Annotated in this window: 24 protein-coding genes; 18 read left to right on the top strand and 6 right to left on the bottom strand. The window is 62.5% G+C overall.

Annotated elements, in window-relative coordinates:
* Positions 1-48: 48 nt before the first annotated feature.
* A complete protein-coding gene (locus BM216_RS14075; RefSeq protein ID WP_093000090.1) occupies positions 49-879 on the bottom strand; it encodes an alpha/beta fold hydrolase in 831 nt (276 codons plus the stop codon).
* A gap of 317 nt (positions 880-1,196) precedes the next feature.
* On the bottom strand, positions 1,197-2,312 hold the full coding sequence (locus tag BM216_RS14080; protein ID WP_093000091.1) for an RHE_PE00001 family protein: 1,116 nt from the start codon (positions 2,310-2,312) through the stop codon (positions 1,197-1,199).
* A 182-nt stretch (positions 2,313-2,494) separates the two neighbouring features.
* Between BM216_RS14080 and BM216_RS14085 the strand changes: the two genes are divergently transcribed.
* From BM216_RS14085 to BM216_RS14110, 6 genes are all read left to right on the top strand, one after another.
* Positions 2,495-3,877: an FAD-binding oxidoreductase gene (locus BM216_RS14085; protein WP_177230790.1), complete on the top strand. Its 1,383-nt coding sequence runs from the start codon at positions 2,495-2,497 to the stop codon at positions 3,875-3,877.
* Positions 3,878-5,022: 1,145 nt separating this feature from the next.
* Positions 5,023-6,114, top strand: a complete 1,092-nt coding sequence (gene rutA, locus BM216_RS14090; RefSeq protein ID WP_092999831.1) for a pyrimidine utilization protein A — start codon at positions 5,023-5,025, stop codon at positions 6,112-6,114.
* Positions 6,114-6,857, top strand: a complete 744-nt coding sequence (gene rutB / locus BM216_RS14095; RefSeq protein WP_092999832.1) for a pyrimidine utilization protein B — start codon at positions 6,114-6,116, stop codon at positions 6,855-6,857. The genes rutA and rutB overlap by 1 nt, the downstream gene beginning before the upstream one ends.
* Before the next feature lie 19 nt (positions 6,858-6,876).
* Positions 6,877-7,263: a pyrimidine utilization protein C gene (rutC, locus tag BM216_RS14100; protein ID WP_092999833.1), complete on the top strand. Its 387-nt coding sequence runs from the start codon at positions 6,877-6,879 to the stop codon at positions 7,261-7,263.
* Between the two features lie 69 nt (positions 7,264-7,332).
* Entirely contained in the window at positions 7,333-8,106 is a 774-nt protein-coding gene (gene rutD / locus BM216_RS14105) for a pyrimidine utilization protein D (RefSeq protein WP_092999834.1), read from the top strand.
* Positions 8,107-8,337: 231 nt separating this feature from the next.
* A complete protein-coding gene (locus BM216_RS14110) occupies positions 8,338-8,970 on the top strand; it encodes a LysE family translocator (RefSeq protein ID WP_093000092.1) in 633 nt (210 codons plus the stop codon).
* Positions 8,971-9,108: 138 nt separating this feature from the next.
* Here BM216_RS14110 and BM216_RS14115 read toward each other — a convergent pair whose 3' ends face one another.
* The 3 genes from BM216_RS14115 to BM216_RS14125 form a co-directional block, all read right to left on the bottom strand.
* Positions 9,109-10,059 (bottom strand): isoaspartyl peptidase/L-asparaginase family protein, encoded by a 951-nt coding sequence (locus BM216_RS14115; protein WP_092999835.1) that lies wholly within the window; start codon positions 10,057-10,059, stop codon positions 9,109-9,111.
* 88 nt (positions 10,060-10,147) lie between these two features.
* A complete protein-coding gene (locus tag BM216_RS14120; RefSeq protein WP_092999836.1) occupies positions 10,148-11,752 on the bottom strand; it encodes an ABC transporter substrate-binding protein in 1,605 nt (534 codons plus the stop codon).
* Positions 11,749-12,288: a MarR family winged helix-turn-helix transcriptional regulator gene (locus BM216_RS14125; protein WP_092999837.1), complete on the bottom strand. Its 540-nt coding sequence runs from the start codon at positions 12,286-12,288 to the stop codon at positions 11,749-11,751. Before BM216_RS14125 ends, BM216_RS14120 begins: the two co-directional genes overlap by 4 nt.
* 231 nt (positions 12,289-12,519) lie before the next feature.
* Here BM216_RS14125 and BM216_RS14130 point away from each other — a divergent pair, with 231 nt between their 5' ends.
* Genes BM216_RS14130 through BM216_RS14155 form a run of 6 tightly spaced genes read left to right on the top strand, consistent with a single transcriptional unit; the run spans position 12,520 to position 18,477 of the window.
* The gene (locus tag BM216_RS14130) at positions 12,520-13,221 is read left to right on the top strand and encodes a creatininase family protein (protein ID WP_093000093.1); all 702 of its coding nucleotides are present in this window, start codon (positions 12,520-12,522) and stop codon (positions 13,219-13,221) included.
* A gap of 57 nt (positions 13,222-13,278) precedes the next feature.
* Positions 13,279-14,250, top strand: coding sequence for an ABC transporter permease (locus tag BM216_RS14135; RefSeq protein WP_092999838.1), 972 nt, complete (start codon positions 13,279-13,281; stop codon positions 14,248-14,250).
* Positions 14,250-15,125, top strand: coding sequence for an ABC transporter permease (locus BM216_RS14140; protein WP_092999839.1), 876 nt, complete (start codon positions 14,250-14,252; stop codon positions 15,123-15,125). Before BM216_RS14135 ends, BM216_RS14140 begins: the two co-directional genes overlap by 1 nt.
* Positions 15,122-16,834 (top strand): dipeptide ABC transporter ATP-binding protein, encoded by a 1,713-nt coding sequence (locus tag BM216_RS14145; RefSeq protein ID WP_092999840.1) that lies wholly within the window; start codon positions 15,122-15,124, stop codon positions 16,832-16,834. The genes BM216_RS14140 and BM216_RS14145 overlap by 4 nt, the downstream gene beginning before the upstream one ends.
* Positions 16,835-16,856: 22 nt before the next feature.
* Entirely contained in the window at positions 16,857-17,741 is an 885-nt protein-coding gene (locus BM216_RS14150; protein ID WP_092999841.1) for a polysaccharide deacetylase family protein, read from the top strand.
* Positions 17,734-18,477, top strand: a complete 744-nt coding sequence (locus BM216_RS14155; RefSeq protein ID WP_244530177.1) for an SDR family NAD(P)-dependent oxidoreductase — start codon at positions 17,734-17,736, stop codon at positions 18,475-18,477. Before BM216_RS14150 ends, BM216_RS14155 begins: the two co-directional genes overlap by 8 nt.
* Before the next feature lie 58 nt (positions 18,478-18,535).
* On the opposite strand, the gene BM216_RS14160 is transcribed toward BM216_RS14155, so the two are convergent.
* Positions 18,536-18,856, bottom strand: a complete 321-nt coding sequence (locus BM216_RS14160; RefSeq protein WP_092999842.1) for a chorismate mutase — start codon at positions 18,854-18,856, stop codon at positions 18,536-18,538.
* A 304-nt stretch (positions 18,857-19,160) separates the two neighbouring features.
* Here BM216_RS14160 and BM216_RS14165 point away from each other — a divergent pair, with 304 nt between their 5' ends.
* The 6 genes from BM216_RS14165 (at position 19,161) to BM216_RS14190 (ending at position 25,745) form a co-directional block, all read left to right on the top strand.
* Complete coding sequence (locus BM216_RS14165) at positions 19,161-20,171, top strand: LacI family DNA-binding transcriptional regulator (RefSeq protein ID WP_092999843.1); 1,011 nt, start codon at positions 19,161-19,163, stop codon at positions 20,169-20,171.
* A 55-nt stretch (positions 20,172-20,226) separates the two neighbouring features.
* On the top strand, positions 20,227-21,504 hold the full coding sequence (locus tag BM216_RS14170; protein ID WP_092999844.1) for an ABC transporter substrate-binding protein: 1,278 nt from the start codon (positions 20,227-20,229) through the stop codon (positions 21,502-21,504).
* A 212-nt stretch (positions 21,505-21,716) separates the two neighbouring features.
* On the top strand, positions 21,717-22,568 hold the full coding sequence (locus BM216_RS14175) for a carbohydrate ABC transporter permease (RefSeq protein ID WP_092999845.1): 852 nt from the start codon (positions 21,717-21,719) through the stop codon (positions 22,566-22,568).
* Entirely contained in the window at positions 22,565-23,395 is an 831-nt protein-coding gene (locus tag BM216_RS14180; protein ID WP_092999846.1) for a carbohydrate ABC transporter permease, read from the top strand. Before BM216_RS14175 ends, BM216_RS14180 begins: the two co-directional genes overlap by 4 nt.
* An 11-nt stretch (positions 23,396-23,406) precedes the next feature.
* Positions 23,407-24,459 carry an ABC transporter ATP-binding protein gene (locus BM216_RS14185; protein WP_092999847.1) on the top strand — a complete coding sequence of 351 codons (1,053 nt, stop codon included), beginning with the start codon at positions 23,407-23,409 and terminating at the stop codon, positions 24,457-24,459.
* A 20-nt stretch (positions 24,460-24,479) separates the two neighbouring features.
* The gene (locus BM216_RS14190; RefSeq protein ID WP_092999848.1) at positions 24,480-25,745 is read left to right on the top strand and encodes an MGH1-like glycoside hydrolase domain-containing protein; all 1,266 of its coding nucleotides are present in this window, start codon (positions 24,480-24,482) and stop codon (positions 25,743-25,745) included.
* Positions 25,746-25,930: the final 185 nt, after the last annotated feature.

The following is a 25,930-nucleotide window of genomic DNA, read 5'->3' on the forward strand; positions in this document are numbered from 1 at the left end:
GGGGCAGGCACCGCCGCGAGAACGGTGCCTGCCCCGCCTGTCTCACTCTCAACTCAGGGCGAATTCCAGCAGGTCGGCGTTGATGACACCCGCATGGGTCGTCAGCATGCCGTGCGGGAAGCCGTCATAAACCTTCAGCGTACCGTGCTTGAGAAGCTTGACTGAGAGACGGGCGGAATCGTCGATCGGCACGATCTGGTCGTCGGAGCCGTGCATGACCAGCGTCGGCACGTCGATCTTCTTCAGGTCCTCCGTCAGGTCAGTCTCGGAAAACGCCTTGATGCCATCGTAATGGGCCTTGGCGCTGCCGATCATGCCCTGCCGCCACCAATTCTGGATCGAGCCCGGATAGACCTTCGCATTCGGGCGGTTGAAGCCGTAGAAGGGGCCAGTCGGCAGGTCGAGATAGAACTGCGCGCGATTGGCGGCGAGCTGGGCGCGCAGGCCATCAAAAACCTCGATCGGCAGGCCGCCCGGGTTGCTCTCGGTCTTGAGCATCAGCGGCGGAATGGCGCTCATCAGCACCAGCTTGGCAACGCGGCCCTTGCCGTGCCGGGCGACATAGGCGCAAGCCTCGCCGCCGCCGGTGGAGTGACCGATATGGATGGCGTCACGCAGGTCGAGATGTTCCGTCAGCGCCGCGGCATCGGCGGCGTAGTGAGCGATGTCATGGCCTTCGCTGACCTGTGACGAACGACCGTGGCCGCGGCGGTCATGGGCGATGACGCGATAGCCCTTCTGCACGAAGAACAGCATCTGCGTGTCCCAGTCGTCGGCGGACAGCGGCCAACCATGATGGAAAACGACCGGCTGGCCTTTGCCCCAGTCCTTGTAGAAGATGTTGACGCCGTCCTTGGTCTTGACGAATGCCTCGGTCATAGGATCGATCCCTTTTTCTGCGTGCGATGATGAGGTCTGCGCGAAGACCGGGCTGGTCATCGCGAGTGACAGGGTAGCGCCCGCAAGCAGGGTCTGCCGGCGGGAAAGCTCGAGGTGATGCTCACTGCTCATGCTGCGGCTCCGTTATGCGGTGAAGATGCGGAAGACGTTCCGCATCGATCGCAAACGAAGCTAGGCAAAGGAATTCAAGGCTTATTGTATATTTCAACGGCAACAATTTCGGCCATGCGCAAAGGCGGCTGCAACCATCTGATAACTCTGCATCTGCGACAGCAGGATGACACGAGCCGGGCGGGTCAGACAATTCCCCAGGCCCGGAACCGGCCGCGGCCCGTCAATTCCCGAAGGTTGAGTTCCGAGGCGATCTTCAGTGCCCCCTGAGGGGTGACCGAAAGGGCTTCGGCGATCATGCCGGAAGACACCATCGGCCTCGACAGGACAAGGTCGATCAGCTGCGGCAGCTTCGAAGACTGGCGCCGCCCGACAAGCCTGTGGTTCAGCTGCTGACGCGCCAGCGCCAGCCGGTCATGTTCCTTGAGGCCGATCTCGCCTGCCTCGGCGATCGCCTCGATCAGCGCCACAAGACGGGTATCGCGGTTCCGGCTCGCGCGCCTTTCTCGCGGGATCATCTTGAGCCCGAGGCTGAGCGTGGTCAGATGACCGCCAGCCAGCCCGTCCGCGCGCAACAGCGATACGGCAAGCAGACGGCCCATCCACGGCGCGTGCTGGAGAACCTGCAGACTGTTCCAGGCGTCGAGCGCCAGCGCGGCCCGAAGCACGGCAGGCAAGCCGATGCTCTCGCCAAGAACGTGTCGCCATTCCTCCAGCCGTTCGTCCTCGTCCCAATCCGGTTCGTAGACCAGCGGGTCGCGCTCGCGGCGGTGCTCCGGCACCATGGCGGTGGGCTTCAACGCCTGGGAAATGGCAGCTTCGCTTCTGGCAAGCGCGGCATCGATTTCGGCGAGATAATCGGCCAGCGGGTCCTCTTCGGGATCGGCATCATCCAGATCGGCCTCGGCCTGCGCCGTCTCGCGGCGTCCGGCGTCCGATGCCGGCTCCGCATCGCCCGCCCGGCCGCGCAGGCGCCGCAAGCCGTCGTCGCTGACAGCCCAACCGGGCTCATGATCAAGAATTCGGCGGCGACTGCGCAGCACATCATGGGCAATGGTGAGCTCATGGGTGGGCGCGCGGATGCCCATCGCGGCATCATGAAGAACCAGGTCCTCAAGGTGGACGAGTTCGCCGTCGATCCAGAGCGAAGCCGCGGCATCGAGAAAATGCGACCGCTCTCGCCATCCCACACCCACGGGCGAGCGCGAAATGCGTTCATCCAGCCGTGCCACAGCCGCCGTCGCCCGGGCAATCGGGGCCATGAGGCTTCGCAATGGCAGGTCGGAAAGATCGTATCGCATCGGCTCGTCTGCTAGGGAATCGCGGCCGCCATCATAACCAGGGCGGGGACAGTGGCGACAGTCGCCATCCGGCAATTGTCACAACCCATTGCGAATCTCATCATCGCAGCGGATTGTCTGCTGCAACAGCATGGCGCACAAAGCCGATAGCAAGATCGGCATGGCGCGAACCGGGGAATGGCATGGATTTGATCGCAGCGTTGAAGGAAGCAGTCGGCGAGAATTTTGTCCGTGAAGGCGACGCCATACCTCACCGCAACTGGGCCGACATGGCCGAAATGTCGCCTGTCCGTCCCGCAGCGCTCGTCCTTCCCGCCTCGACGGCGGAAGTCTCCGCCGTCCTGTCGCTCTGCTCGCGCGCCGGCCAGAAAATCGTCGTCCAGGGCGGCATGACCGGCCTTGCCGGCGGCGCCCATCCGCAGGCGGGCGAGATCGCCGTGTCGCTGGAGCGCCTGCAGGGCATAGAAGAAATCGATGTCGCGGGCCGCACGATGATCGCCTGCGCCGGCACGCCGCTCTACAAGGTGCAGGAGGCGGCGAAGGAAGCCGGCCTGCATTACGGTGTCGATCTCGGCGCCCGCGGCACATGCACGATCGGCGGCAATGTCGCCACCAATGCCGGCGGTGTCCAGGCGCTGCGCTACGGCGTCACCCGCCGCAACGTTCTCGGCCTCGAAGTCGTGCTTGCCGACGGAACGGTGCTCGACGGGCTGAACAAGCTGATGAAGAACAATACCGGCTATGACTGGCCGCAGCTGATGATCGGCAGCGAAGGCACGCTCGGCGTCATCACCCGCGTCTCGCTCGCCCTGTCACCCGCCCTTCCGGCCTATCAGAGCGCGCTCTGCGCCGCCGCGAGCGCCGATGATGCCGTCGTGGCGCTCGGAGAACTCGACCGCCTATTTCCCGGCAGGCTGGTCACCTTTGAAGGCATGTGGCGGGAATATATGGATGTCACCGCCAGCATGGGCAAGACGCGGGAACCCTTTGCCGAGCGCGCCGAGATCACGCTGCTGATCGAAGCGGCGCTGGGCGATGATGAAGCAGCGCAGGATCAATTTGCCGAAGCCCTGGCCGGTCTGCTGGAACGCGGCCTCATCTCGGATGCGCTGATCGCCCAGTCGCTGCAGGACAGGCAGCGTTTCTGGGATTATCGCGAGGCGAATTACGAATTCGACAGTGTCATGCCGGGCGCCATCCATCTCGATGTCAGCCTGCCGACCGCAAAAATGGACGAGGCAATCGACCATATGCGCCGCGAGACCGAAGCTCACGCCCCCGGCCGCATCTTCATCGCCTATGGCCACATGGCCGACAGCAATCTGCACCTCTCGCTCTTTCCGTCGAAAACCGGAGAAGACCTCTACCCCGCCGCTGAGGCGCTCTACGAAGCCGTCGGCCGCTTCCACGGCAGCGTCTCCGCCGAACACGGCATCGGAGTGTTGAAGCGCCCCTATCTGTCACGCAGCCGCAAGCCGGAAGAGATCGCTCTGATGAAAGGTTTCAAGCGGATGCTGGATCCGGCGGGCATTCTCAACCCTGGGCGGATTTTTGCGGCAGAGTGACGTTCGGCGTGGCCTCGGCGCTTCCATCGTCTTATCGCGCCCGCCTTATGGTCTGAACTGGGCTTTAAGAAGATCGCATGAAAAAAAATCGACGAAGGTACGCGTGTGGCTTGGCAGTTGTTTGAGGATCATCAGTCAGGGCTCGTTCTATCGATACTTTGTGGCGATCTGGGAATGTACGAGGTGAAGATAAAACTCCTCGATGATGAGATCGCGCGATATAAAGATGATGGGCCAAGCGTGCTTGATGATATCGCCTACAGAGTTTCCAAGTCTCCAAGATAAAACAGATACCGTTTCCATCCTTGGGGATGTTCCCGCACCCCATTTCAACAAAATCAATCCCTTACAACAAACTTCATCCCCGCCCCAAAAACCTTTGCCTACAATCCCCCCGTCCCGTCGCGGATACACCGGAAGGCGTTCCGGCGAGGCGGGGCCGGCACTGGTGGATGGAGAAACGACGTAAGTCTCCTTCATCGGGGTCCGTGAGAAAATGGTTGCCCTCCGACGACCGGGAGGCGCGGGATGAAAGTCGGACCGACGTCCCGCATCACTTCCCTTATGGCGCGTCGGGCGTGCCTGTGAGGCATACAGGGTGGCGGGATGGCGCCATGGGGCGTTCGCGGATGTCTTCGGACATTCGGAAACCGTGGCGCAGGTGGATGACGTGGCCCAAGGTTGTCATGGCCCGGGCCGGGTTCCGTAAAAGGGCGTGCATGACACTCGCAAATGAGACACGCCCCCGTGCCCACTGTCCCGCTCGCCGCAGAGCAACCGGAGTTCACGGATAAAAACTGCCGAACGGGGCGCTGAGAGGTGTCACTTTAAACTAACTTTTACGAGGCAGCTTTCAGCGCCCCGGCCGACTTCGAAAATGCCAAGGATCGCCAAGGGCGGACTCTGTCTGCAGCTCAAGCGCGGCGAGCCCAAGGATCGCCATAGATAACCCCGCCCAAGCACTGCACAAGGATCAGGCAAATATTTATCAAATGGTCAAAATTCTCACCCCTCTCTCGTTCCCGAAATCCAGCGGATCACCTATCCTGCTGAAATCCCGTCAAAACTTCACCTGGCACGGTTCCTGCTTATCAAAACGCAAGTCCGCGGCGCATCGCTCGCGGCCATAGGGTGAAGGAGTCGACATGGAAGTTGGTGTATTCATTCCCATCGGAAACAACGGGTGGCTGCTGTCGGAGAATTCCCCGCAATACAAGCCGTCCTTCGAGCTCAACAAGGAAGTGACGATCAGGGCCGAGAAATACGGTTTCGACTTCGCGCTCTCGATGATCAAGCTGCGCGGCTTCGGCGGCAAGACCGAGTTCTGGGACTACAATCTGGAATCCTTCACCCTGATGGCGGGGCTTGCCGCCGTCACCTCCAAGATCAAGCTCTTCGGCACCGCCGCCACGCTCGTCATGCCGCCGGCGATCGTCGCCCGAATGGCCACCACGATCGACAGCATTTCCGGCGGCCGCTTCGGCGTCAATCTCGTCACCGGCTGGCAGCGCCCGGAATACAGCCAGATGGGCCTGTGGCCCGGCGACGACTATTTCGCCGACCGCTATGCCTATCTGACCGAATACACGACCGTGCTCAAGGATCTGCTGACCACCGGCCAGTCCGACCTCAAGGGCCAGTATTTCCAGATGGACGATTGCCGGATGAAGCCGGTCCCGGAAGGCGGCGTCAAGCTGATCTGCGCCGGCTCGTCGAATGCCGGCATGGCGTTTTCCTCGCAATTTGCCGATTACAGCTTCTGCTTCGGCGTGGGCATCAACACGCCGAAGGCCTTCGCGCCGACCAATGACCGGCTGCTCGCGGCAAACGAAAAGACCGGCCGCGACGTCCGCTCCTTCGTGCTGACGATGATCATCGCCGAGGAGACATCCGAGGAAGCCTGGGCGAAGTGGGAGCATTACAAGGCCGGCGCTGACGACGAGGCGATCGGCTGGCTCGGGTTGCAGAGTGCTGCCGACACCAAGTCCGGCTCCGATACCAATGTCCGCCACATGTCGAGCGCTGTCTCGCCGGTCAACATCAACATGGGCACGCTGATCGGCTCCTATGCGGAAGTCGCCGCCATGCTCGACGAGATGAGCGAAGTCCCCGGCACCGGCGGCGTGATGCTGACCTTCGACGATTTCGTCGAGGGCGTGGAAAAATTCGGGAAATTCGTGCAGCCGCTGATGCAATGCCGCCAGCATGTGACGCCGGCTCTGGAGGCTGCGGAATAATGGTTACGGTTGCAGGATACAGGGCTCCCGAAAGCCGTCTCGACAGCGTGACACTCCCCGCCAGACCCGAGCCGATCTCGATCAAGCCGTCGGAAACGGCGGTCGTCGTCGTCGACATGCAGAATGCCTATTCGACCGAAGGCGGCTATGTCGATCTCGCCGGCTTCGACATTTCCGGCGCCAAGGGCACGATCGACAATATCAGGAAGACACTTGATGCGGCCCGCGCAAACGGCGTGCAGGTCATCTATTTCCAGAACGGCTGGGACAAGGATTATGTCGAAGCCGGCGGCCCGGGCTCGCCGAACTGGCATAAATCCAATGCACTCAAGCACATGCGCGCCAATTCGGAGATGCAGGGCAAGCTTCTTGCCAAGGGTACCTGGGATTATGCGATCGTCGACGAGCTGCAGCCGCAGCTAGGTGACATCCTGGTGCCGAAGACCCGCTATTCCGGCTTCTTCAACACCAACATGGACAGCGTGCTCAGAGCGCGCGGCATCCGCAACCTCGTCTTCGTCGGCATCGCCACCAATGTCTGCGTCGAGAGCTCGCTGCGCGATGCCTTCCACCTCGAATATTTCGGCGTGATGCTGGAAGACGCCACTCATCACCTGGGCCCCGACTTCATCCAGCAGGCGACCGTCTACAATGTCGAGAAATTCTTCGGCTGGGTGGCCACCGTCAACGATTTCTGCGCCGTCATTTCGCAGGCAGCACCCGCAGACGCCAGCCAGGCATAATCATAGAGGAGAACGAAGAATGCCGAAGTCGATCATCGTGCCGGAAGGAACCCAGAAGCCGATCGCCCCTTATTCGCCGGGCACATTGGCCGATGGTGTCGTCTATGTCTCGGGCACCCTGCCCTTCGACAAGAACAACGACGTCGTCCATGTCGGCGATGCCGGTGCCCAGACGCGCCATGTGCTGGAGGTCATCAAGTCCGTCATCGAGACCGCCAGCGGCACGATGGAAGACGTCACGATGAACCATATCTTCATCACCGACTGGGCGAATTACCAGGCCGTCAATGCGGTCTATGCCGAGTATTTCCCGGGCGACAAGCCGGCGCGCTACTGCATCCAGTGCGGCCTCGTGAAGCCGGATGCGCTGGTGGAGATCGCCACCGTCGCCCATATCGGCAAGTGATCGCCCCTATCTGCAGATGGAGCGAGGGGGTATTCACCTCCCCTGACATCCCCCAATCGAAGGCACGCCATGCACTATGAAGTTCGAGGCCTGACGGATCCTGCGGCTCCGACGATCATCCTGTCCTCCGGGCTCGGTGGATCGGGAGCCTATTGGGCGCCGCAGATCGAGGCTTTGGCCTCCGACTTTCGCATCGTCACCTACGATCATCGCGGCTGCGGCCGCAGCGGCGGCGAGGTGCCGGAAGACGGCGGCATCTCGGCCATGGCGGACGATGTGCTGGAGATCGCGGATACATTAGGCCTCGAGCATTTCAGCTTCATGGGCCACGCGCTCGGCGGCCTGATCGGGCTCGACATCGCCCTGCGCCGACCAGACATGATCGAGAAGCTCATTCTCATCAACGCCTGGAGCAAGGCCGACCCGCATTCCGGCCGCTGCTTCGACACGCGGATCGCACTGCTCGAAAACACCGGCGTCGAAGCCTTCATCAGGGCGCAGCCGCTTTTTCTCTATCCGGCAATCTGGATGGCGGAAAACGCCGCCCGCCTGGCGGAAGAGGAACAGCACGGCCTTCGCCATTTCCAGGGCCGCGAGAATATCCTGCGCAGGATAACAGCGCTCAGGGCATTCGATATCGAAGCGCGGCTTGGCGAAGTCGCGGTCCCGGCGCTGGTGATTGCAACGAAGGATGACCTGCTCGTGCCCTATAGCCGCTCGCTGCATCTTGCCGAAAAGCTGCCCGGCGCGGAACTCGCGCTCTTCGAGTTCGGTGCCCACGCCGTCAACGTCGTCACTCCGGCACCGTTCAACGAATCCATGCTCAGGTTCCTGCGAAGCTGACGGGCGAAGGGCCGGCACAAAGGTAACCATCAGAGCAAGGCTTGGCTGCTGCGTGAGACTATGGCGACCGATCAACCCGGCCATTTCATCTGAAATACAATTTCGTTTTCCGCTTATTGCCAAGCAACACGACGCAGGCGTGGATAGCTCCACCGCCATCCGGCGGCCCGCCTCTTGTCACGATCACTCCGCGAAGCGGTGGCCGGCGGGGAAATCAAGGAGCCAACCATGCTGTCACCCACCGCCATACTGATCACAATTCTCGGGACCATCATGGTAGGTGCGATGAGCCCCGGTCCAAGCTTCGTGATGGTCTCGCGCATATCGATCTCGCGTTCGCGCATGGATGGCCTTGCCGCCGCGATAGGTATCGGCCTCGGCGGCACGATATTCGCCACGCTTGCGCTTGCCGGCGTCACCGCTCTGATCACCCAGTTCATCTGGTTCTACGTCGCGCTCAAGGTCTTCGGCGGCGCCTATCTCATCTATATCGCCACCCAGATGTGGCTTGGCGCCTCCCATCCGATCACGGCAACGGGCGCGGCAGAGCAGAGTACCGTCGGCCGCAGCTTCGGGGTTGCCGTTCTCACCCAGTTGAGCAATCCGAAGGCGATCGTGGTCTATGCCAGCGTCTTTGCCGCAGTTCTGCCGCCCAGCATACCGCCGAGCCTGTTCATCGCGCTGCCCGTCGGCATCTTCCTCGTCGAGACAAGCTGGTACGTCATCGTCGCGCTGATCTTCTCGTCGTCGAAGCCCCAGTCCATCTACTTGAGCGCGAAGCGATGGATCGATCGCGCCGCCGCCGGCCTTCTCGGCGCTCTGGGACTGAGGCTCGTCTACAGCGCCGTCTACAACCGCGCATAACAGGTTCGGCGCCGGAACACGGCGCTTGGTGACGCCTGACCGGGCCGGGACCTGCGAGCGATCGATGAACCACCGCCGCTCGCAGGTCCGATACCGGCGGCACTATGGCCGTCGGAAATCACCGAATGTGCCGGATCCTCACGCAGGCAGCGCGAATACCTCATCATGGGTGGCGACGAAGAACTTCCCCTCGGAGGTCACCCAGCCTCGGAACATGCCATCGGTGTTGTAAGGAGCGGCAATCGATCCGTCGGCGCCGACAGCGACCAGACCGGCACCGATATCGTGGCTCTTCAGGTCTTCCATGATCAGCTTTCCGGATGCCTGCTCGAGGCTCTCGCCGAGATAATCCACCCGGCTCGCCACTTCATGGCCGACGGCGTAGCGCATGAAATATTCGCCCTTTCCGGTGCCCGAAACGGCGCAGACGCCGTCGCGAGCATAGGTGCCGGCACCGACGATCGGGGTGTCGCCGATCCGCCCGGCCGGCTTGTTGTTGTAGCCGCCGGTGGAGGTTGCGGCTGCCAGATGGCCTTCGGCATCGAGGGCCACCGCGCCGACCGTGCCGTGCTTTTCCGATTCGCTCGCCTTCGCCGCCGTGCCGGCCGCCGCATGGGCTTTCATAGCCGCCAGCGCGTTGACCCGGCGCTCGGTGGTAAAGTAGTCGGGCTCGACCATGTCGAGGCCGGAGGCTGCGGCGAATGCGTCAGCCGCGTCGCCGCCGAGCAGGATAGCATCGCCCGCTTCCATGATCTTTCGGGCGGCCTTGATCGGGTTACGGATGCGGCGCACCAGCGTCACGCCGCCCGCTTCCAGATTGCGGCCATCCATGATCGAGGCGTCCAGCTCGTGTTTTCCATCGGTATTGAGTGCTGCGCCATAGCCGGCATTGAAATGCGGGCTGTCTTCCATCACCACGACCGCGGCTTCAACCGCGTCCAGCGCCGTGCCGCCGGCGCTGAGCACCGCCCAGCCTGCCTTCAGCGACAGCCCGAGGTCACGCCGCGCCTCGGCCCAGTCGGTCTCGCTCAGGTCGAGCTTGGCCATGACACCGCAGCCTCCGTGGATCGCGAGTGCTATCTTGCCCATTGGTAGTCTCTCCATGCTTGTAATAGCCGGGGCTTATAAAAAAGGCCGGGCACTGTGCCCGGCCCAAGTTGCCTTACGGCTGGGAAAATCAGTTCGCCGGGCGGATATTCATCGCCAGCGTGTCTTCGTCCGAACGGGGCACGATCGTGATCGTCTTCTTCATGCCCCAGGCCGAGACGATCGAGGCGATCGCAAGGTTCGGGCGGTCGGAAGCGACCAGCGCATTGGCATCCATCAGGAATTTCTCGCGCTTCTTGGCGTCCATCTCGACGCCGGCGGCCTCGATCAGCTTGTCCATTTCCGGATTGACGTAATTGCGGATGTTGAAGGCGCCGAGTTTCTTGGCCGGGTCGTTGGAATGGACCAGCGACGAAAGCGTGTAGTTCGCCTCGCCGGTCAGCGTGCCCCAGCCGGACAATGTCAGCGAATAATCGCCGCGCGTGTTGGCGGGGAAGTAGACGGCGCCCGGCTGTGAATTGGCTTCCACCTGGATGCCGATCGCGGTCAGCATCTGGGCAATCGTCGTGCCGGCATCCTTGTCGCCCGGTAGGCGGTCGTTGGTGAAGGAGAACACGACCTTGAACCCGTCCGGATAACCGGCCTCTGCCAGCAGCGCCTTGGCTTTCTCGACATCCCATGCCGGCGCCTTCACATCCGGATTGTAGCCGAAAATATTCGGCGTCACGAGCTGCGACTGGACCGTGCCCATGCCTTCCATGGCGATCTCGGTGATCGTTTCGCGGTCGATCGCGAGATCGAAGGCTTCACGGACGCGCGGGTCGAGGAAGGGGTTCTTCGGCAGCGGCGAACCGTCCTTGGCCGTCACCTGCGGCGGCTTTTCACGGAAGTCGAAGGCCATGTTGAACAGATAGACGCTGTCCTGACGCACGATGGTCAGCTTGCTGTCGGTTTCCAGCGTCGGCACGTCGGATGCCGGGATGCGGGCAATCAGGTCGACCTGGCCGGCCTTCAGCTGCGCCACGCGGGCGGCGTCGTTGGGGATTTCCTTGCGGATGACCTTGTCCCAAGGTTCCTTGCCGCCCCAATAGCCATCGAAGCTCTGCAGAACCAGCTGTTCCTTCGGCGTCCACGAGACGAACTTGTAGGGACCAGTGCCGATCGCAGCCTTACCGGAATTGAAACCTTCCGATGCCTTTTCCGGGCTGTCGGAATAATCCTTCGCAGCGACATGCGAGACGATGAAGAGACGGATGAAGTCGTTCGGCAGGGTCGGCGCCGGGCCGTCGGTCTTTACCCGGATCGTATGGGCGTCGACGATCTCGGTGCTTTTCACGCGGCGGACATAGATCGTCGTCGGATTGGGGCCGGCGACCTTCGGAATTCGCTCGATGGAGAACTTCACGTCTTCGGCGGTGAAATCGGAACCATCATGGAATTTCACGCCCTCGCGCAGCTTGAATTCCCAGGTCGTGTCGTCGATCGCGGTCCAGCTCGTCGCCAGGCCCGGTTCGAGTTCCAGGTTGTTACCGGACTTAACAAGGGAATCGAAGATGTGCTTCATTGCCTCGGCATGAGTGCCGGCGGCTGTGAAATCGGGGTCGATGGAAAGCGGGCCGGCGCGCACGCCGATGGTAAGATCGGCGGCGAGTGCCGCACCCGATACGCTGCCGAGCAGCGCGGTCGAAAGCGCAACCGTACGCAATGTCCCTGAGATCGTTGTCAAGATCGTCATTCTTCGTTCTCCTCTGTATTTGTTATTTGAGGCCAATTGGGGGAATCCACGACGACCTTTGCCAGCAGTTCCGAAAGCATCAGCTTTTCGGCAGGGGTCAGGCCGGATACCATCATGCTTTCGCGCTCGACCATCGGCTGCATGGCCTGATCAACGATGCGCCTGCCTTCGTCCGTGATGTAGAGGACGAAACTTCTCAAATCCGCCTGATCGACCTCGCGGCGGATGATCTTCTTGTCGACGAGCTTCTGGATTGCGCGGCTGATCGTGTTCTTCGGAAAGCCCGACGAGTTGCAGATCGCGCTGGCGGTGAGGCCGTCCGCCAGACGAAGCGAATAGAGCACGACGAATTCCGGCCTCGGCACGCCGTGCTCGCGCTCAATGCGGCGGTAGATCGGCTCGTTGAACTGCAGCGCCAGGAAGTTGATGCGGAAGGAAAGCCAGCAGGGATTATGCCACAGCTTGACCGCCACGAGATCGTCGACGCCATGGCTGCCGGCGGCAAGCTTGCCACCTTCCTGCAGCAGATTATCCAACGCCTGTCCCGACGTAACCCGCACGATAGTCCCCGCGCCCCAACTTTAAATTAGTCCCGTATGGAACTTGACGCTACCGCAATTGGCTGTCAATTTCTTTTTTTTAGTCCCGTATGGAACTTTGCATTTGGCGAAGACAGCCGTCGTCAGAGCATAATTTTTGTGCGTTTTCGTCAATGCATGCAATTTCTTTGCGCGCTTTGCCGAAGACGGAGAATGGAGAGCGCGCCGGTGAAGATCGCGGATATGAACTGGATGCAGGTCGAGGAGCGCGCGGCCTCCGACGATCGCTGTATCCTCCCGATCGGCAGTGTTGAACAACACGCCTATCTCAGCCTCGCGACGGACATGATCCTTGCTGAGAAGGTTGCCGCCGATGCAGCCGAACCGCTCGGCATTCCGGTCTTCCCGGCCGTGCCTTACGGACTTGCATCTTCCTTTGCCGCCTTTCCCGGCACTCTCACCCTGTCGCTTGCCACCTATGTCCGCGTCATCCGCGATCTGCTCGACGGCATCCATCGCTCCGGCTTCCGTCGGATCCTCGTCGTCAACGGCCATGGAGGCAACATCCCGGCCATGACGGTCATTTCCGAATGGCTGAACGCCCATCCCGACACGTCGGTGAAATTCCACGACTGGTGGCGGGCGCCGAAGACGATGGCGAAGGTTCAGGAGATTGATCCGGCCGCCTCGCATGCCTCCTGGATGGAGAATTTCCCCTGGACGCGCACCGGCGATCCGCGCCAGCCGACGACCTCCAAGCCGTGCATTGATTTCGCAGCGCTCGCGCGCGTCGATGCCGGGCGCAAGCGCGGGCTTCTCGGCGACGGCAATTACCATGGCCTCTACCAGCGGCCCGACGAGGACATGCTGGCTATCTGGGACGTTGCCGTGAAGGAGACGAGAGACCTTCTGGAGAACAACTGGCACTAACCGTCGCGGGTAAACGCGGCATCTCAAACCCGCAGAAGACGGGAGCATGGGGAACGAATGGTAGGCTATCTTTTGCAACGCCTGTGGCAGGCCGCGATCGTGGTGATCGCCATGTCGGCGCTGGTTTTCTGCGGTGTCTATGCCGTCGGCAATCCGATCGACGTACTGATCTCGCCGGACGCGACGCAGGATATCCGTGCCGCGGTGATCGCCCAGTACGGGCTCGACCAGCCGCTCTGGCACCAATATCTGAGTTTCCTCGGCCGCGTGCTGGAAGGCGATTTCGGCCGCTCCTTCGTCTATAACATGCCGGTCAGCGAACTGATCATGTCGCGCCTGCCGGCGACGCTGGAACTGACGCTGGCCGCCGTCTTCTTTGCGGCGCTCGTTGGCATCCCGATCGGCATGTATGCCGGATACAAGCCGAACAGCCCGGTCTCCCGCGCCGTCATGGCGCTCTCCATCCTCGGCTTTTCCGTGCCGACCTTCTGGTTCGGCCTGATGCTGATCATGGTCTTTGCCGTGCAATGCGGCTGCATGCCGGCCGGCGGACGGGGCGACACGGTAAGCGTGTTCGGCGTCGATTTCAGCTTTCTGACGTTTGACGGCCTGTCGCACATGATCCTGCCGGCGCTCAACCTGGCGCTCTTCAAGTTCTCGCTGATGATCCGGCTGGCGCGCGCCGGCACCCGCGAACTGATGCTGAGCGACACGGTGAAATTCGCCCGCGCCGCCGGGATTTCGGAGTTCACCATCCTCAGCCGCCATGTGCTGCGGCTGATCTCCATCCCGCTCGTCACGGTCTTCGGCCTGGAGCTCGGCTCGACGCTCGCCTTTGCCGTCGTTACCGAGACGATCTTCTCCTGGCCCGGGCTCGGCAAGCTGATCATCGACAGCATCACCTCGCTCGATCGGCCGGTCATGGTCGCCTATCTCATGCTCGTGGCACTTCTCTTCATCGTCATCAACCTCGTGGTCGACCTCACCTATGCGCTGCTCGACCCGCGCCTGCGGAAGGGAAGAGCCTGATGCGCGATACGCCGTTTTCCCGCTTCCTCGAGGAATTCCGCCGCAACAAGGTGGCTGCCGTTGCAGCGATCGTCGTGCTGTTGATCGTCGTCATCGCGCTGCTCGCGCCGCTCCTGACCCCACAGGATCCTTACGACCTCGCCCATCTCGTGCTGCGCGACGCGCGCCGGCCGCCCGGCTATGTCGGCACCGGCGGTTATACCCACTGGCTCGGCACGGACAGCCAGGGGCGCGACCTCCTGTCGGCCATCATCTATGGACTGCGCATCTCGCTGCAGATGGGCGTGATTGCCGGCGGCGTTGCCTTCGTCATCGGTGCCGTGGTCGGCTGCGCCGCTGCCTATATCGGCGGACGGTTCGAGAGCCTCGTCATGCGCATCGTCGACCTGCAGCTCTCCTTCCCGGCCATCCTGCTTGCCTTCGTCATCGCCGCGATACTGGGCCAAGGGCGCTACCAGCTGATCCTGGCGCTGATCTTCGCCCAATATGCCTATTTCGCCCGCACGGCCCATGGCGCGGCGTCGGCCGAACGGCAGAAGGATTATGTCGAGGCGGCGCTCTCCATTCCGCTTTCGCCGTGGCGGGTGGTGCTGAGGCATATCCTGCCCAATTCGCTGCCGCCGCTGATCGTCGTCGCGACAGTGCAGGTGGCGAGCGCGATCTCGCTCGAAGCCACCCTCTCCTTCCTCGGCGTCGGCCTGCCGCCGACGGAGCCGTCGCTCGGCATGCTGATCGCAAACGGTTTTCAGTATCTGCTGTCCGGCCGTTACTGGATCTCGATCTATCCCGGCGTCGCGCTGATCCTCTTCATCGTTTCGCTCAATCTCGTCGGCGACCAGATCCGCGACCAGCTGAACCCGAGGCTTCGCCGATGACTGCAGATACGAAAACGCCCCTCCTCGAAGTCTCGAACCTGCGCACCTGGTTCCCGAGCGGCCGCAGCGAGGTGAAGGCCGTCGACGGCGTCTCCTTCTCGCTGGCGCCGGGCGAAGTGCTGGGCCTTGTCGGTGAATCCGGCTCCGGCAAGTCAATCACCGGCTTCTCCATCATCGGTCTGATCGACGAACCCGGCCGCATCGTCGAAGGCTCGATCAAGCTCGAAGGGCGCGAACTGATCGGGCTCAAACCGCATGAATTGCGCTCGATCCGCGGCAAGACGATTTCGATGGTCTTCCAGGACCCGATGATGACGCTCAACCCGGTGCTCAGCATCGGCACGCAGATCAGGCTGGCGCTGGAGGCACACGAGAAGATCGGCGCCGCCGAGGCCCGCGAACGGGCGATCAAGGCGCTGGCGCAGGTGCGCATCACCGAACCGGAACGCAAGGTCGATTTTTTCCCGCACCAGTTTTCCGGCGGCATGCGCCAGCGCGTGGCAATCGCGATCGCGCTGCTGCATCGTCCGAAACTGATCATCTGCGATGAGCCGACGACGGCGCTCGACGTCTCGATCCAGGCGGAAATTCTCTCCGAGATGAAAGAGTTGGTGGCGGAACTGGGCACGGCGCTGATCTGGATCAGCCATGATCTGGCAACCGTCGCCTCGATTGCCGATCGTGTCGCCGTCATGCGCTTCGGCAATATCGTCGAGATCGGCCCGGCGCTTGCCGTGCTGACTAGGCCGCAGCACGATTACACAAAGGCGCTGCTCGACGCCCTGCCCTCGCGCGCCAAGCCCGGACAGTTGCTTCTGCGCGGTTCGGGCGTCGCCGACGCGGCTCCACCGCCGCGAAAGGCATCCGTCGGCGACCTGCCGCCGCTCGGCAGCCCCTATCTGGTGATCGACGAGGCGGTGAAACGCTTCGAAAAGCCGGCCGGGTTCATCAAGAACCTCGCCATCAAGTCCGGCATCGCGCAGCCGGTGCCGGCGGTCAATGCCGTCGATGGCGTCTCGATCACCCTGAAGCGCGGCGAGGTGCTGGGTCTCGTCGGAGAATCCGGATCGGGCAAATCGACGCTCGGCCGCATGGCGGCGGGCATTTCGGTGCCGACCTCGGGCACCGTTCGTCTTGCGGACAAGCCGGTGATGAGCAGCGGCCGCAGCCCGCGCAAGATCACCACCCGCGTCCAAACCATCTTCCAGGACCCGTTCGCCTCGCTGAACGGCCGCATGCGCATCGGCGACATTCTGGCGGAAGGCCCGCTGGCGCATCAGCTCGTCACCCGCGCCGAGGCTCCGGCCTATGTGCGCCAATGGCTTGCGGCGGTGGGGCTTGATCCGGCTTTCGCCAACCGCTTTCCGCACCAGTTTTCCGGCGGCCAGCGGCAGCGTATCGCCATCGCCCGGGCGCTTGCCATGCAGCCGGATGTCGTCGTCTGCGACGAGCCGGTCGCCTCGCTGGACGTGTCGATCCAGGCGCAGATCATCAACCTCTTGATCCGCCTGCGCTCCGAGCTGGACCTGTCGCTGATCTTCATCAGCCATGACCTGTCGGTCGTCCGGCACCTCTGCGACAGGGTGGCAATCATGTATCGCGGCAGGATCGTCGAGGAAGGGGATGCGCAGGCGATCTACGACAACCCTGAGCACGATTACACCAAGCGGCTGCTCGCAGCCGTACCCGTCCTGCCGCAAGCGGCTTAAATCATTACCGGAGGAACTACACATGGAACCATGGGAATGGGACGAAGCGATCTGGCGCGGCAAGGTCGGGAAGGTTCGCGCCGGCCGGTCACTCAAGCCGAAGGCCTGGAAGGACGGATCGCGCTGCGCTGTCGCACTCTCCTTCGACAGTGACCATGACACCAACGAGCTGCGCGACGGCGGCGAGTCCATCGGCCGCCTTTCATGGGGCCAGTACGGCAACCGCAGAGGCGTGCCGCGCATCCTTGAGACGCTGAAGCAGGCCGATGTTCCGGCTACCTTCTTCGTGCCGGCCGTCGCAGCCCTTCTCTATCCCGACGAGCAGAAGCAGGTCATCGCCGAGGGCCACGAGATCGGCCTGCATGGCTGGATCCACGAGGTGAATACCAAGGTTCCGCCCGAGAAGGAGCGCGAACTACATCTGCGCGCCGCCGACACTCTGGAAAAGATCACCGGTGTTCGGGCCGTCGGCATGCGCACCCCGTCCTGGGATTTTTCGCAGGTGACGCTTCAGATCGAGCGCGAACTCGGCCTGCTCTACGATTCCTCGCTGATGGCCGACGACGATCCTTACGAGCTGGTCGAGGATGGCGAGCCAACAGGGATGGTCGAGCTGCCGGTGGAATGGATTCGCGACGATGCGGTCTATTTCAACATGAACCGCTTCACCGCCCACCGCCCCTATACGCCGCCGCCGGCCGTGCTCGACATCTTCAAGAGGGAATTCGACCGCGCCTATCAGGAAGGCGGCCTGTTTCTCCTGACCATGCATCCGCATGTGACCGGCTACCGCTCTCGCATCTTCATTCTGGAAGAGCTGATCCGCCATATCCAGGGCCACGACGGCGTCTGGTTCGGCACCCATGCCGACATTGCCCGCTTTGCCAAGGAGAATGCCGGTGAATAAGGTCGCTCTCGTAACCGGCGGCGGACGGGGCATCGGCCGCGGCTGCGCGCTCGATCTCGCGCGCCACGGCTTCGATATAGCGCTTGTCGATCTGATCGAGGACGATCTTTCAAGGACGTCGGCGGAAATCCGTGACCTCGGTCGTGAGGCGCTGACATTCATCGCCGACGTACGTGACCATGCCCGCGCAGCCGAAATCGTCGGCGAAGTCGATCGCAAGTGGGGTCGGATCGACGTGCTGTTCAATAATGCCGGCCGCTCGATGCCGAAGGGTGTCGAGGAAATCTCCGAGCAGGAATTCGACGATACGATCGCGATCAACCTCAAGGGTGCTTTCAACTATATCCAGCCGACTGTGCCGGTGATGCGCCGCAATGGCGGCGGGCGGATCATCAACATGTCGTCGATGAACGCCCATACCGGCGGCGTCACCAGCGCCGTCAGCAAGTTCGCCTATACTGCCGCCAAGGCCGGCATTATCGGCATGACGCGCTCGCTGGCGAAGGAACTCGGCCCGGAGATCGTCGTCAACGCCGTCTGCCCCGGCGTCATCAAGACGGAGCTTTCGAACGCGATGATCAGCGCTCGCGAGGCTGATCTTGCCGCCGGCATCTCGATGAAGCGAGTCGGCACGCCTGAGGATGTCGCAAGCGTCGTGACCTTCCTTGCCACAGCCGAACCGAACTTCATGACCGGTCAAGATATCCAGATCGACGGCATGCAGTGGGTTCGGTGACAAGCCAACAAGACGCCGGCATCGATCAGAAACGGTGCCGGCGCCCGCCATCGGTCCGTCATGATGCTGCAGCCTTGTCGCCGTTGTAGTCGTGGGCGATCGCCGCGTGGTTCTTGACCACTTCCCTGAGAAGCAGGCTCAGAAAATCCTGCGCGAAATCCTCGTCCAGACCGGCATTCGCGGCAATCCCGCGCACTCTTTCGAGTTGAAGGCGCTCGCGCTCCTCGTCGCGTGGGGCAAGCCCGTATCGCGCCTTGAGGAACCCCACCCTTTCGGTACAGCGAAAACGCTCGGCCAGGATGTTTATCAGGGCTGCGTCGAGATTATCGATCGATTGTCTGTAATGGGAAAGCATCGTTTTAGGATCGGAATTCGTCATGGAACACCTTTTGCTGTCCGGACTCGCCCGATGGCATGAGTGGGGGCGACCGTACCCAGGTTAAATCCCCATTCGGGCATTACGGTGCGTCATTTCGTGAAGGCCTGCCCCAAACGCGTTACAGCTGTAGGGAGGTGTAGTTCCTCGTGACCTGAGCGTCACACGCGCTCCTTTCACCTCTCTTAGGCCACTCCCCGAGCCTCCGGCAACAATCATGCCAAACACCCATTCAAGCATCCAAAACGTTTTGGCTTGACTCCCAAAACGTTTTGGATGAGGCTTGATGCGTCTGGGAGGACACGTTTTGGCCAATCTGAAGCAACTTGCCCAATCATTGGGTCTGTCGATCACCACCGTCTCAAGGGCGCTGGATGGCTATGCTGACGTATCGGCGTCAACCCGCCAGCGCGTGCAGGAAGCAGCGGACAAGGCCGGTTATCGTCCCAACGCCTCGGCACGGCGCCTGCGCAAGCAGCGTGCGGAGCTTGTTGCCGTCACCCTTCCGAGCGAGCCTGGCCATATCGGTCCGCCCCACTTCCTCGACATGCTTTCCGGCTGCGCCGAACATCTGGCGAGCGCTGGGCTCAATCTGGTCATCGCACCGGTCCCCCACGGCGAAAGCGAGCTCGACATGTGCCGCCGCTTCGTCGACGGCCGCAGGGTGGATGCGATGCTGCTGGTCCGCACCAAGCGTGATGACGAGCGCGTCGAATTCCTGCAGTCGCGCGGTTTTCCCTTCGTCACCAACGGCCGCACCGAATCCGCGATCCAGCACCCGTTCATCGACGGCGACGGCTTTTCCGGCTTCCATAACGCCACGCTGCGCTTTCACCGCGCTGGCCATCGCCGCATCGCCCATGTCGCGGGTCCGCAGGACTATTACTTCGCCCATGTTCGCCGCCAGGGCTGGGAAGCTGCGATGCGGGAATGCGAACTTCCCGTCGATCTCTATGCCGAGCAGGCGCCGACCGAGCAGGGGGGCTACGAAGCCGCGCTTTCGCTGCTGCATCGGCCCGATCGCCCGACTTCGATCGTCTGTGCAACCGACGAAATGGCGATCGGCGTCCTGAGAGCCCTGCGAGAGGTCGATGGCGGCCAGTCCGTCAGCGTCGTCGGGCATGACGACCTGCCGATCGGCGCCTTCACCAGCCCGGCCCTCTCGACCATGCGCATGACCGGCGAAAACCTCGGCCGCAGCTTTGCCTCGCTGCTTCTGCGCGCCATTGCCGGCGAACCGGCCGAAGCCCTTCAGGAATTGCACGCGATCGAATTCGTCGATCGCGACAGTCATCGTCGGCCGCCACGGGCGGCGTGACCGGCCAAGAGACGCAACGACCGTCACGACACGAAGAAAACAAGGAGGAAAAGCAATGAAGCATCTGTTGTCCGTCGCCATTCTGGCTTCCAGCGCCATCGGCTTTGCCGGCCAGGCTCAGTCCCAGACCATTTTCCTGTCCACCCAGCTGCGCCCGATCGAGGAGGCGACCGCGGTGCGCGAGGAACTCCTGAGCGGCCTCGACAAGCCGGTCGATTACGTGGTGGAGGAGCCGCCGCAGTTTGCCGTGCGCATGGAGGCCGAAAACCAGGCCGGCAAGCACACGATCAGCCTCGTCGGTGCGCTGCATGGCGAACTGTCGCCGCTTGCCGACAAGGGAACGCTCGAACCGCTCGACGATCTCGCCAAAAAGCTGGCCGACGCAGGCATGCCGCAGTCGCTGATCGATCTGGGCAAGCTCGGCAAGACCGAGCAGCAGTATATTCCGTGGATGCAGGCGACCTATGTGATGGCCGCCAGCAAGGATGCCCTGCAATACCTGCCGGAAGGTGCCGACATCAACAAGCTCACCTATGATCAGCTGATCGAGTGGGGCAAGAAGATGCAGGAGGCGACCGGCGCGCCGCAGATCGGTTTCCCAGCCGGCCCCAAAGGCCTGATGCCGCGCTATTTCCAGGGCTATTTCTACCCGTCCTTCACCGGCGGCGTGGTCCGCACCTTCAAGAATGCCGACGCCGCAGCCGGCTGGGAGAAGCTGAAGGAATTGTGGAGCGTCGTCAGTCCAAATTCAACGAACTACGATTTCATGCAGGAGCCGCTCGCCTCCGGTGAGGTCATGGTCGCCTGGGATCACGTCGCGCGCCTGAAGAATGCGATTTCCGGCTCGCCGGACAATTATGTCGTCTTCCCTGCCCCGGCGGGTCCGAAGGGCCGCGGCTACATGCCCGTCGTCGCCGGCCTCGCCATCCCCAAGGGTGCCCCGGACAGGGAAGGTGCGACCGCCGTCATCGAACATCTCGCCACCCAGGATGTGCAGTTGCAGACGGCATCGCTCGTCGGCTTCTTCCCGACGCTGAATGTCCAGTTGCCTGAAGATCTCGATCCGGGCGTGGCGCTGCTTGCCGGCGCCGTCACCGCCACCCAGAGTGCGCCGGATGCGGTGATCTCGCTCCTTCCGGTCGGTCTTGGCGACAAGGGCGGCGAGTTCAACAAGGTCTATATGGACGCCTTCCAGCGCATCGTGCTGCAGAACGAGCCGGTCGCCGACGTGCTAAAGGCGCAGGGAGAGACGATGGCCAAGCTGATGGCCGACACCAAAGCGCAGTGCTGGGCACCCGACGCCAAGAGCGATGGCGCCTGCCCGGTGGAGTGATCTCCTAAACGTCTCCGCCCAGCTTCCCCCTCTGGCCTGCCGGCCATCTCCCCCACAAGGGGGGAGAAGACTTGCAGCCCTGGCTCGCCTCAATATGGCTTCGGAGGGGGCGGCCAAGTTAAGCCCTCCCCCTCGTGGGGAGGGTTTGGGAGGGGTCTTGCGTTACGCGCAATTGCCCGCCGCCAGAATCCAAAGAGATCAAAGGGTAACCGATGACCCAAAACCGCCCATGGATCCCCTACGCGCTGATCCTTCCCTCCGTCGTCTTCCTCGGCCTGCTGTTCGTCGTGCCGCTGGTGCAGACGATCTGGCTTGCCGTCTCCGACAACGGCACGCCGTCGCTCGCCAACATGACGACGATGGTGAGCGACATCAATTTCGGCCGCTCCGTGCTGAACACGTTCCTGCTGACACTCGCCGTCGTGCCGATCCAGATCGTCATGGCGCTGACCATGGGATCGATGGTGGCCAAGATGAACGGCGGCCGCGAGACCATTTTGTGGATATGGACCATTCCGCTCGGCATTTCGGATCTCGCCGCCGGCATGGTCTGGCTGTCGATCCTGCAGAATACCGGCTATCTCAACTCCATCCTGTTCGGCATGGGCCTGATCGAGCGGCAGACGGCATGGCTGACCTACCAGACGCCCGTGGCGCTTTTCATCGGCATCGCCATTGCCGAGATCTGGCGCGGCACCGCGATCGTGATGATCATCATCGTGGCAGGCCTCAACCAGGTGCCGAAGGAATTCAAGGAAGCCGCTGAAATCTTCGGCGCGAGCCCCTGGACGCGCTTCACCCGCATCACCCTGCCGCTGATCCGCCCCGCCCTGCAATCGGCGCTGATCCTGCGCACCGTGCTGGCCTTCGAAGTCTTCGCGGTCGTCTATGCGCTGGGAGGACGCAATTTTCCGGTGCTCGTCGGCGAAGCCTATAACTGGCAGAACCAGAACCAGAATTACAGCGTCGCCGCCGCCTATGCGGTGCTGATCATGGTCATCTCGCTCGCCGCCACCCTTGTCTATCTCAAGGCCATCAAGGTCGATCCGGAGCGCCTGCCATGAGCACAGTCAGCAATACGGGTTTCGTCCCGGCCCGCCGCCTCCTGTTCTGGAGCGGCATCGTCGCACTCTGCGCCTGGGTTCTCGTGCCGATCTATCTGGTCGCGCTCGGCGCACTCGGCGGCCGTAGTGGCGCCTACCAATGGCCGAAGAATTTCCTGCCCACCAATGTCTCGCTGCAGCCCTTCCTTCTGTTCCTCAAGACCGAAGGCGTGCTGCAATCCTTTCTCAATTCGCTCGGTGCGGCCGGCATCACCGTGGCGCTTTCCATCGCGCTCGGCGCACCGGCGGGTTATGCGCTGGCGCGCTACAATTTCCGCGGCAAGGACAGCTATCGTCTGCTGGTGCTGCTGACCCGCGCCTTCCCGCTCGCCATCCTCGCCCTGCCGCTGACCGTCTCCTATATCCGTCTCGGCCTCTACGACACCGTCCTCGGCGTCGGGCTCATCCACACGGTTCTTGCCCTGCCCTTCGCCGCGCTGGTGACGCAGGGCATCTTCCTCGGCGTTCCGCGCGAACTGGAAGAGGCTGCCTGGGTCTTCGGCTGCACCCGCATCCAGGCTTTCTTCAAGGTCGTGGCACCGCTTGCCCTGCCGGGCCTCGTGGCAACGGCCGTCTTCGCCTTCGTCATCTCGTGGAATGAGGTCTTTGCAGCCTCGGTTCTCACCGTGCGCCACCGCACGCTGACCGCCTATCTGCTGACCGTGCTGTCGGAAAGCCCGATGCACTACCGCTTCGCCGGTGGCCTCATGCTCATCCTTCCCTCGGTTGTCTTCATCTTCGCGGTCAGGCGCTACCTGTTTGCGATCTGGGGCATCTCTTCAAAGTAACGGGTACATTCATGGCCAACATTGTCATCGACAACATCAAGAAGAGCTTTGGGGCCTTCCAGGCGCTCAAGGAAGTCTCGCTGACGATCAATGACGGCGAGTTCGTCTCGCTGCTCGGACCGTCCGGCTGCGGCAAGACCACCCTGTTGCGCATCATTGCCGGATTGGAGACCGCGACGTCGGGCGACATCCGCATCGGAGACCGCTCGGTCATCTCCCTGCCGCCGAAGGATCGCGGACTTGCGATGGTCTTCCAGAACTACGCCGTCTTCCCGCATATGACGGTCTATGAGAACGTCGCCTTCGGTCTGCGCATGCAGAAAGCCGATGATGCGCGCGTCAAGAAGCAGGTCGAAAAGGCGGCCGGCCTGCTGCATATCGAGCCCTATCTCGACCGCTATCCGAACAAGCTTTCCGGTGGCCAGCGTCAGCGCGTCGCCGTTGCCCGCGCGCTTGCCGTCGAACCCGGCGTACTTCTCATGGACGAACCGTTGTCCAACCTCGATGCGCTGCTGCGGCTTGAAATGCGCACCGAGTTGAAGACCGTGCTGCAGGCGGCGGGCACCACGACCATCTACGTCACCCACGACCAGACCGAGGCCATGGGCCTTTCGGACCGCATCGCCGTCGTCCATGACGGGCGCATCGAGCAGGTCGGCACGCCGGTCGAGGTGTATAATCACCCGGCTACCCGCTTCGTCGGCGGGTTCATCGGCAATCCGCCGATGAATTTCATCACCATGCCGGTCACCGGCGGCAAGGTCGCCATCGGTTCGCAGCAGTTCGCTGTGCCGGCAACGGGCGGCGAGATCGTGTTCGGCCTGCGCGGCGAAACCGTCGAGCGCGCACCGAACGGCCAGGGGCTGGACATGCAGGTCCGTGTCGCCGAACCGATGGGCTCGCACCTGCTCTTGACCGGCAGCATTCTCGGCCAGCCGGCCCGCGTCATCCTGCCCGCCACCGAAACCGTCAGGAACGGCGAGACGGTGGGGCTGACCCTCGATCCCAAGCGCCTGACATGGCTGTCGCCCGAGAGCGGCGCCTCCTACCCGGCCGCGGCATAAGATTTCTGGAGTTTTCGACAATGACCAAGCATTTTGACGAGGCCTATCGCATCCTCGCGGCCAATGATCGCGGCGGCTACACCGTGCCGACCGACCGGCTCTATCCGTTCCAGTGGAACTGGGATTCCGCCTTCGTCGCCATGGGTTTTGCCACCTATGATGTCGACCGGGCCTATCGCGAGCTGGAACGGCTGGTCGAGGGCCAGTGGGCTGACGGCATGATCCCGCAGATCGTCTTCCACCAGCCGAGCGACACCTATTTCCCCGGCCCCGCCGTGTGGCGTACGAACCACACGACCCCGACTTCGGGCATTACCCAGCCGCCGGTCTTCGGCATGGCGCTGCGTGCCGTCCACGAGGCCGCTGAGAAAGCCGGCACGGAGAATGCCAGAGAGCGCACGATCGCGCTGCTGCAGGCAGGAATGAAATGGCATCGCTGGTGGTATGCGGCCCGCGACCCGGAGAATACCGGCCTTATCGCGCTTCTGCATCCCTGGGAAAGCGGCAGCGACAATTCTCCCGCCTGGGACATTGCGCTCGCCCGCGTGCCGACCACCACCGACACGCCTGTCGTGCGCAAGGACACCGGCCATGTCGATGCCGCCATGCGTCCGCGTGACGAGGACTATCGCCGCTTCATCCATCTGGTCGATACCTATGCGGCCTGCGGCTGGGATCCGGTCAAGCAGTGGGCAAAAACGCCGTTCAAGGTTGCCGAAGTGCAGACCACCGGCATCCTGCTGAAAGCCGGCGAGGATCTGCAGCATCTCGCCGATCTGCTCGGCCTTGCAGCCGAGGCGGAAGAACTGGCCGGGTACAACGAACGCACCCGCAAGGCACTTCTCGCCCAGTGGCGTCCGGCGCTCTCCCGCTTCGTCTCCCGCGACCTGATTTCCGGCGAGGATATCGAGGCTCCGACGCAGGCCGGATTCATTCCGTTGCTTGGCCTGGATCTGGACAGGAAAACGGCTGATGCCGCGGTGGCCGAGATGAAGCTCTGGTCCGACGGCATGAAGGTCGCCTTCCCCACGACCAAGCCCTTCGTCGAAAGCTGGGAACCCAAGCGCTACTGGCGCGGGCCCGCCTGGGCAATCATCAACTGGCTGCTGATCGACGGCCTGAACCGTAATGGCCAACCGGATATGGCGGAGGCGCTGCGTCTCTCCACGATCAATGCGATCGAGACGGAAGGTTTTGCCGAATATTTCGACCCGACCACCGGTGAAGGCTGCGGCGGGCTCGGCTTTTCCTGGACGGCGGCAGCCTATCTCTGGCTCGCCCGGTAGCGGGCCGAATTACCCGATCGGGATCCCGTATAGTGGCAGAAGGCAGCCACTATACGGGCTCGGTCTGGGGGAATGGCCATTCCGGCAGGACCGCTTTCGGGCGGCAATCGGGTCAAGGATCGCGTGCCGGTCCCGCAGATCGTTTACATTCTGCCTGCCATCGCCTAGTGACGGCGCTCAATAAG

The organism is Rhizobium sp. NFR07, from assembly GCF_900111905.1.
GTDB lineage: Bacteria > Pseudomonadota > Alphaproteobacteria > Rhizobiales > Rhizobiaceae > Neorhizobium.

Bases quoted from the DNA above. Each gene is read 5' to 3' on its own strand.
- BM216_RS14140 (WP_092999839.1), top strand. From the start codon at position 14,250: ATGCGCGATACGCCGTTTTCCCGCTTCCTCGAGGAATTCCGCCGCAAC.
- BM216_RS14175 (WP_092999845.1), top strand. From the start codon at position 21,717: ATGACCCAAAACCGCCCATGGATCCCCTACGCGCTGATCCTTCCCTCC.
- BM216_RS14150 (WP_092999841.1), top strand. From the start codon at position 16,857: ATGGAACCATGGGAATGGGACGAAGCGATCTGGCGCGGCAAGGTCGGG.
- BM216_RS14170 (WP_092999844.1), top strand. From the start codon at position 20,227: ATGAAGCATCTGTTGTCCGTCGCCATTCTGGCTTCCAGCGCCATCGGC.
- BM216_RS14190 (WP_092999848.1), top strand. From the start codon at position 24,480: ATGACCAAGCATTTTGACGAGGCCTATCGCATCCTCGCGGCCAATGAT.
- BM216_RS14160 (WP_092999842.1), bottom strand. From the start codon at position 18,856: ATGACGAATTCCGATCCTAAAACGATGCTTTCCCATTACAGACAATCG.
- rutC (WP_092999833.1), top strand. From the start codon at position 6,877: ATGCCGAAGTCGATCATCGTGCCGGAAGGAACCCAGAAGCCGATCGCC.
- rutD (WP_092999834.1), top strand. From the start codon at position 7,333: ATGCACTATGAAGTTCGAGGCCTGACGGATCCTGCGGCTCCGACGATC.
- BM216_RS14120 (WP_092999836.1), bottom strand. From the start codon at position 11,752: ATGACGATCTTGACAACGATCTCAGGGACATTGCGTACGGTTGCGCTT.
- BM216_RS14145 (WP_092999840.1), top strand. From the start codon at position 15,122: ATGACTGCAGATACGAAAACGCCCCTCCTCGAAGTCTCGAACCTGCGC.
- BM216_RS14115 (WP_092999835.1), bottom strand. From the start codon at position 10,059: ATGGGCAAGATAGCACTCGCGATCCACGGAGGCTGCGGTGTCATGGCC.
- BM216_RS14180 (WP_092999846.1), top strand. From the start codon at position 22,565: ATGAGCACAGTCAGCAATACGGGTTTCGTCCCGGCCCGCCGCCTCCTG.
- BM216_RS14075 (WP_093000090.1), bottom strand. From the start codon at position 879: ATGACCGAGGCATTCGTCAAGACCAAGGACGGCGTCAACATCTTCTAC.
- BM216_RS14085 (WP_177230790.1), top strand. From the start codon at position 2,495: ATGGATTTGATCGCAGCGTTGAAGGAAGCAGTCGGCGAGAATTTTGTC.
- rutB (WP_092999832.1), top strand. From the start codon at position 6,114: ATGGTTACGGTTGCAGGATACAGGGCTCCCGAAAGCCGTCTCGACAGC.
- BM216_RS14135 (WP_092999838.1), top strand. From the start codon at position 13,279: ATGGTAGGCTATCTTTTGCAACGCCTGTGGCAGGCCGCGATCGTGGTG.
- BM216_RS14080 (WP_093000091.1), bottom strand. From the start codon at position 2,312: ATGCGATACGATCTTTCCGACCTGCCATTGCGAAGCCTCATGGCCCCG.
- rutA (WP_092999831.1), top strand. From the start codon at position 5,023: ATGGAAGTTGGTGTATTCATTCCCATCGGAAACAACGGGTGGCTGCTG.
- BM216_RS14185 (WP_092999847.1), top strand. From the start codon at position 23,407: ATGGCCAACATTGTCATCGACAACATCAAGAAGAGCTTTGGGGCCTTC.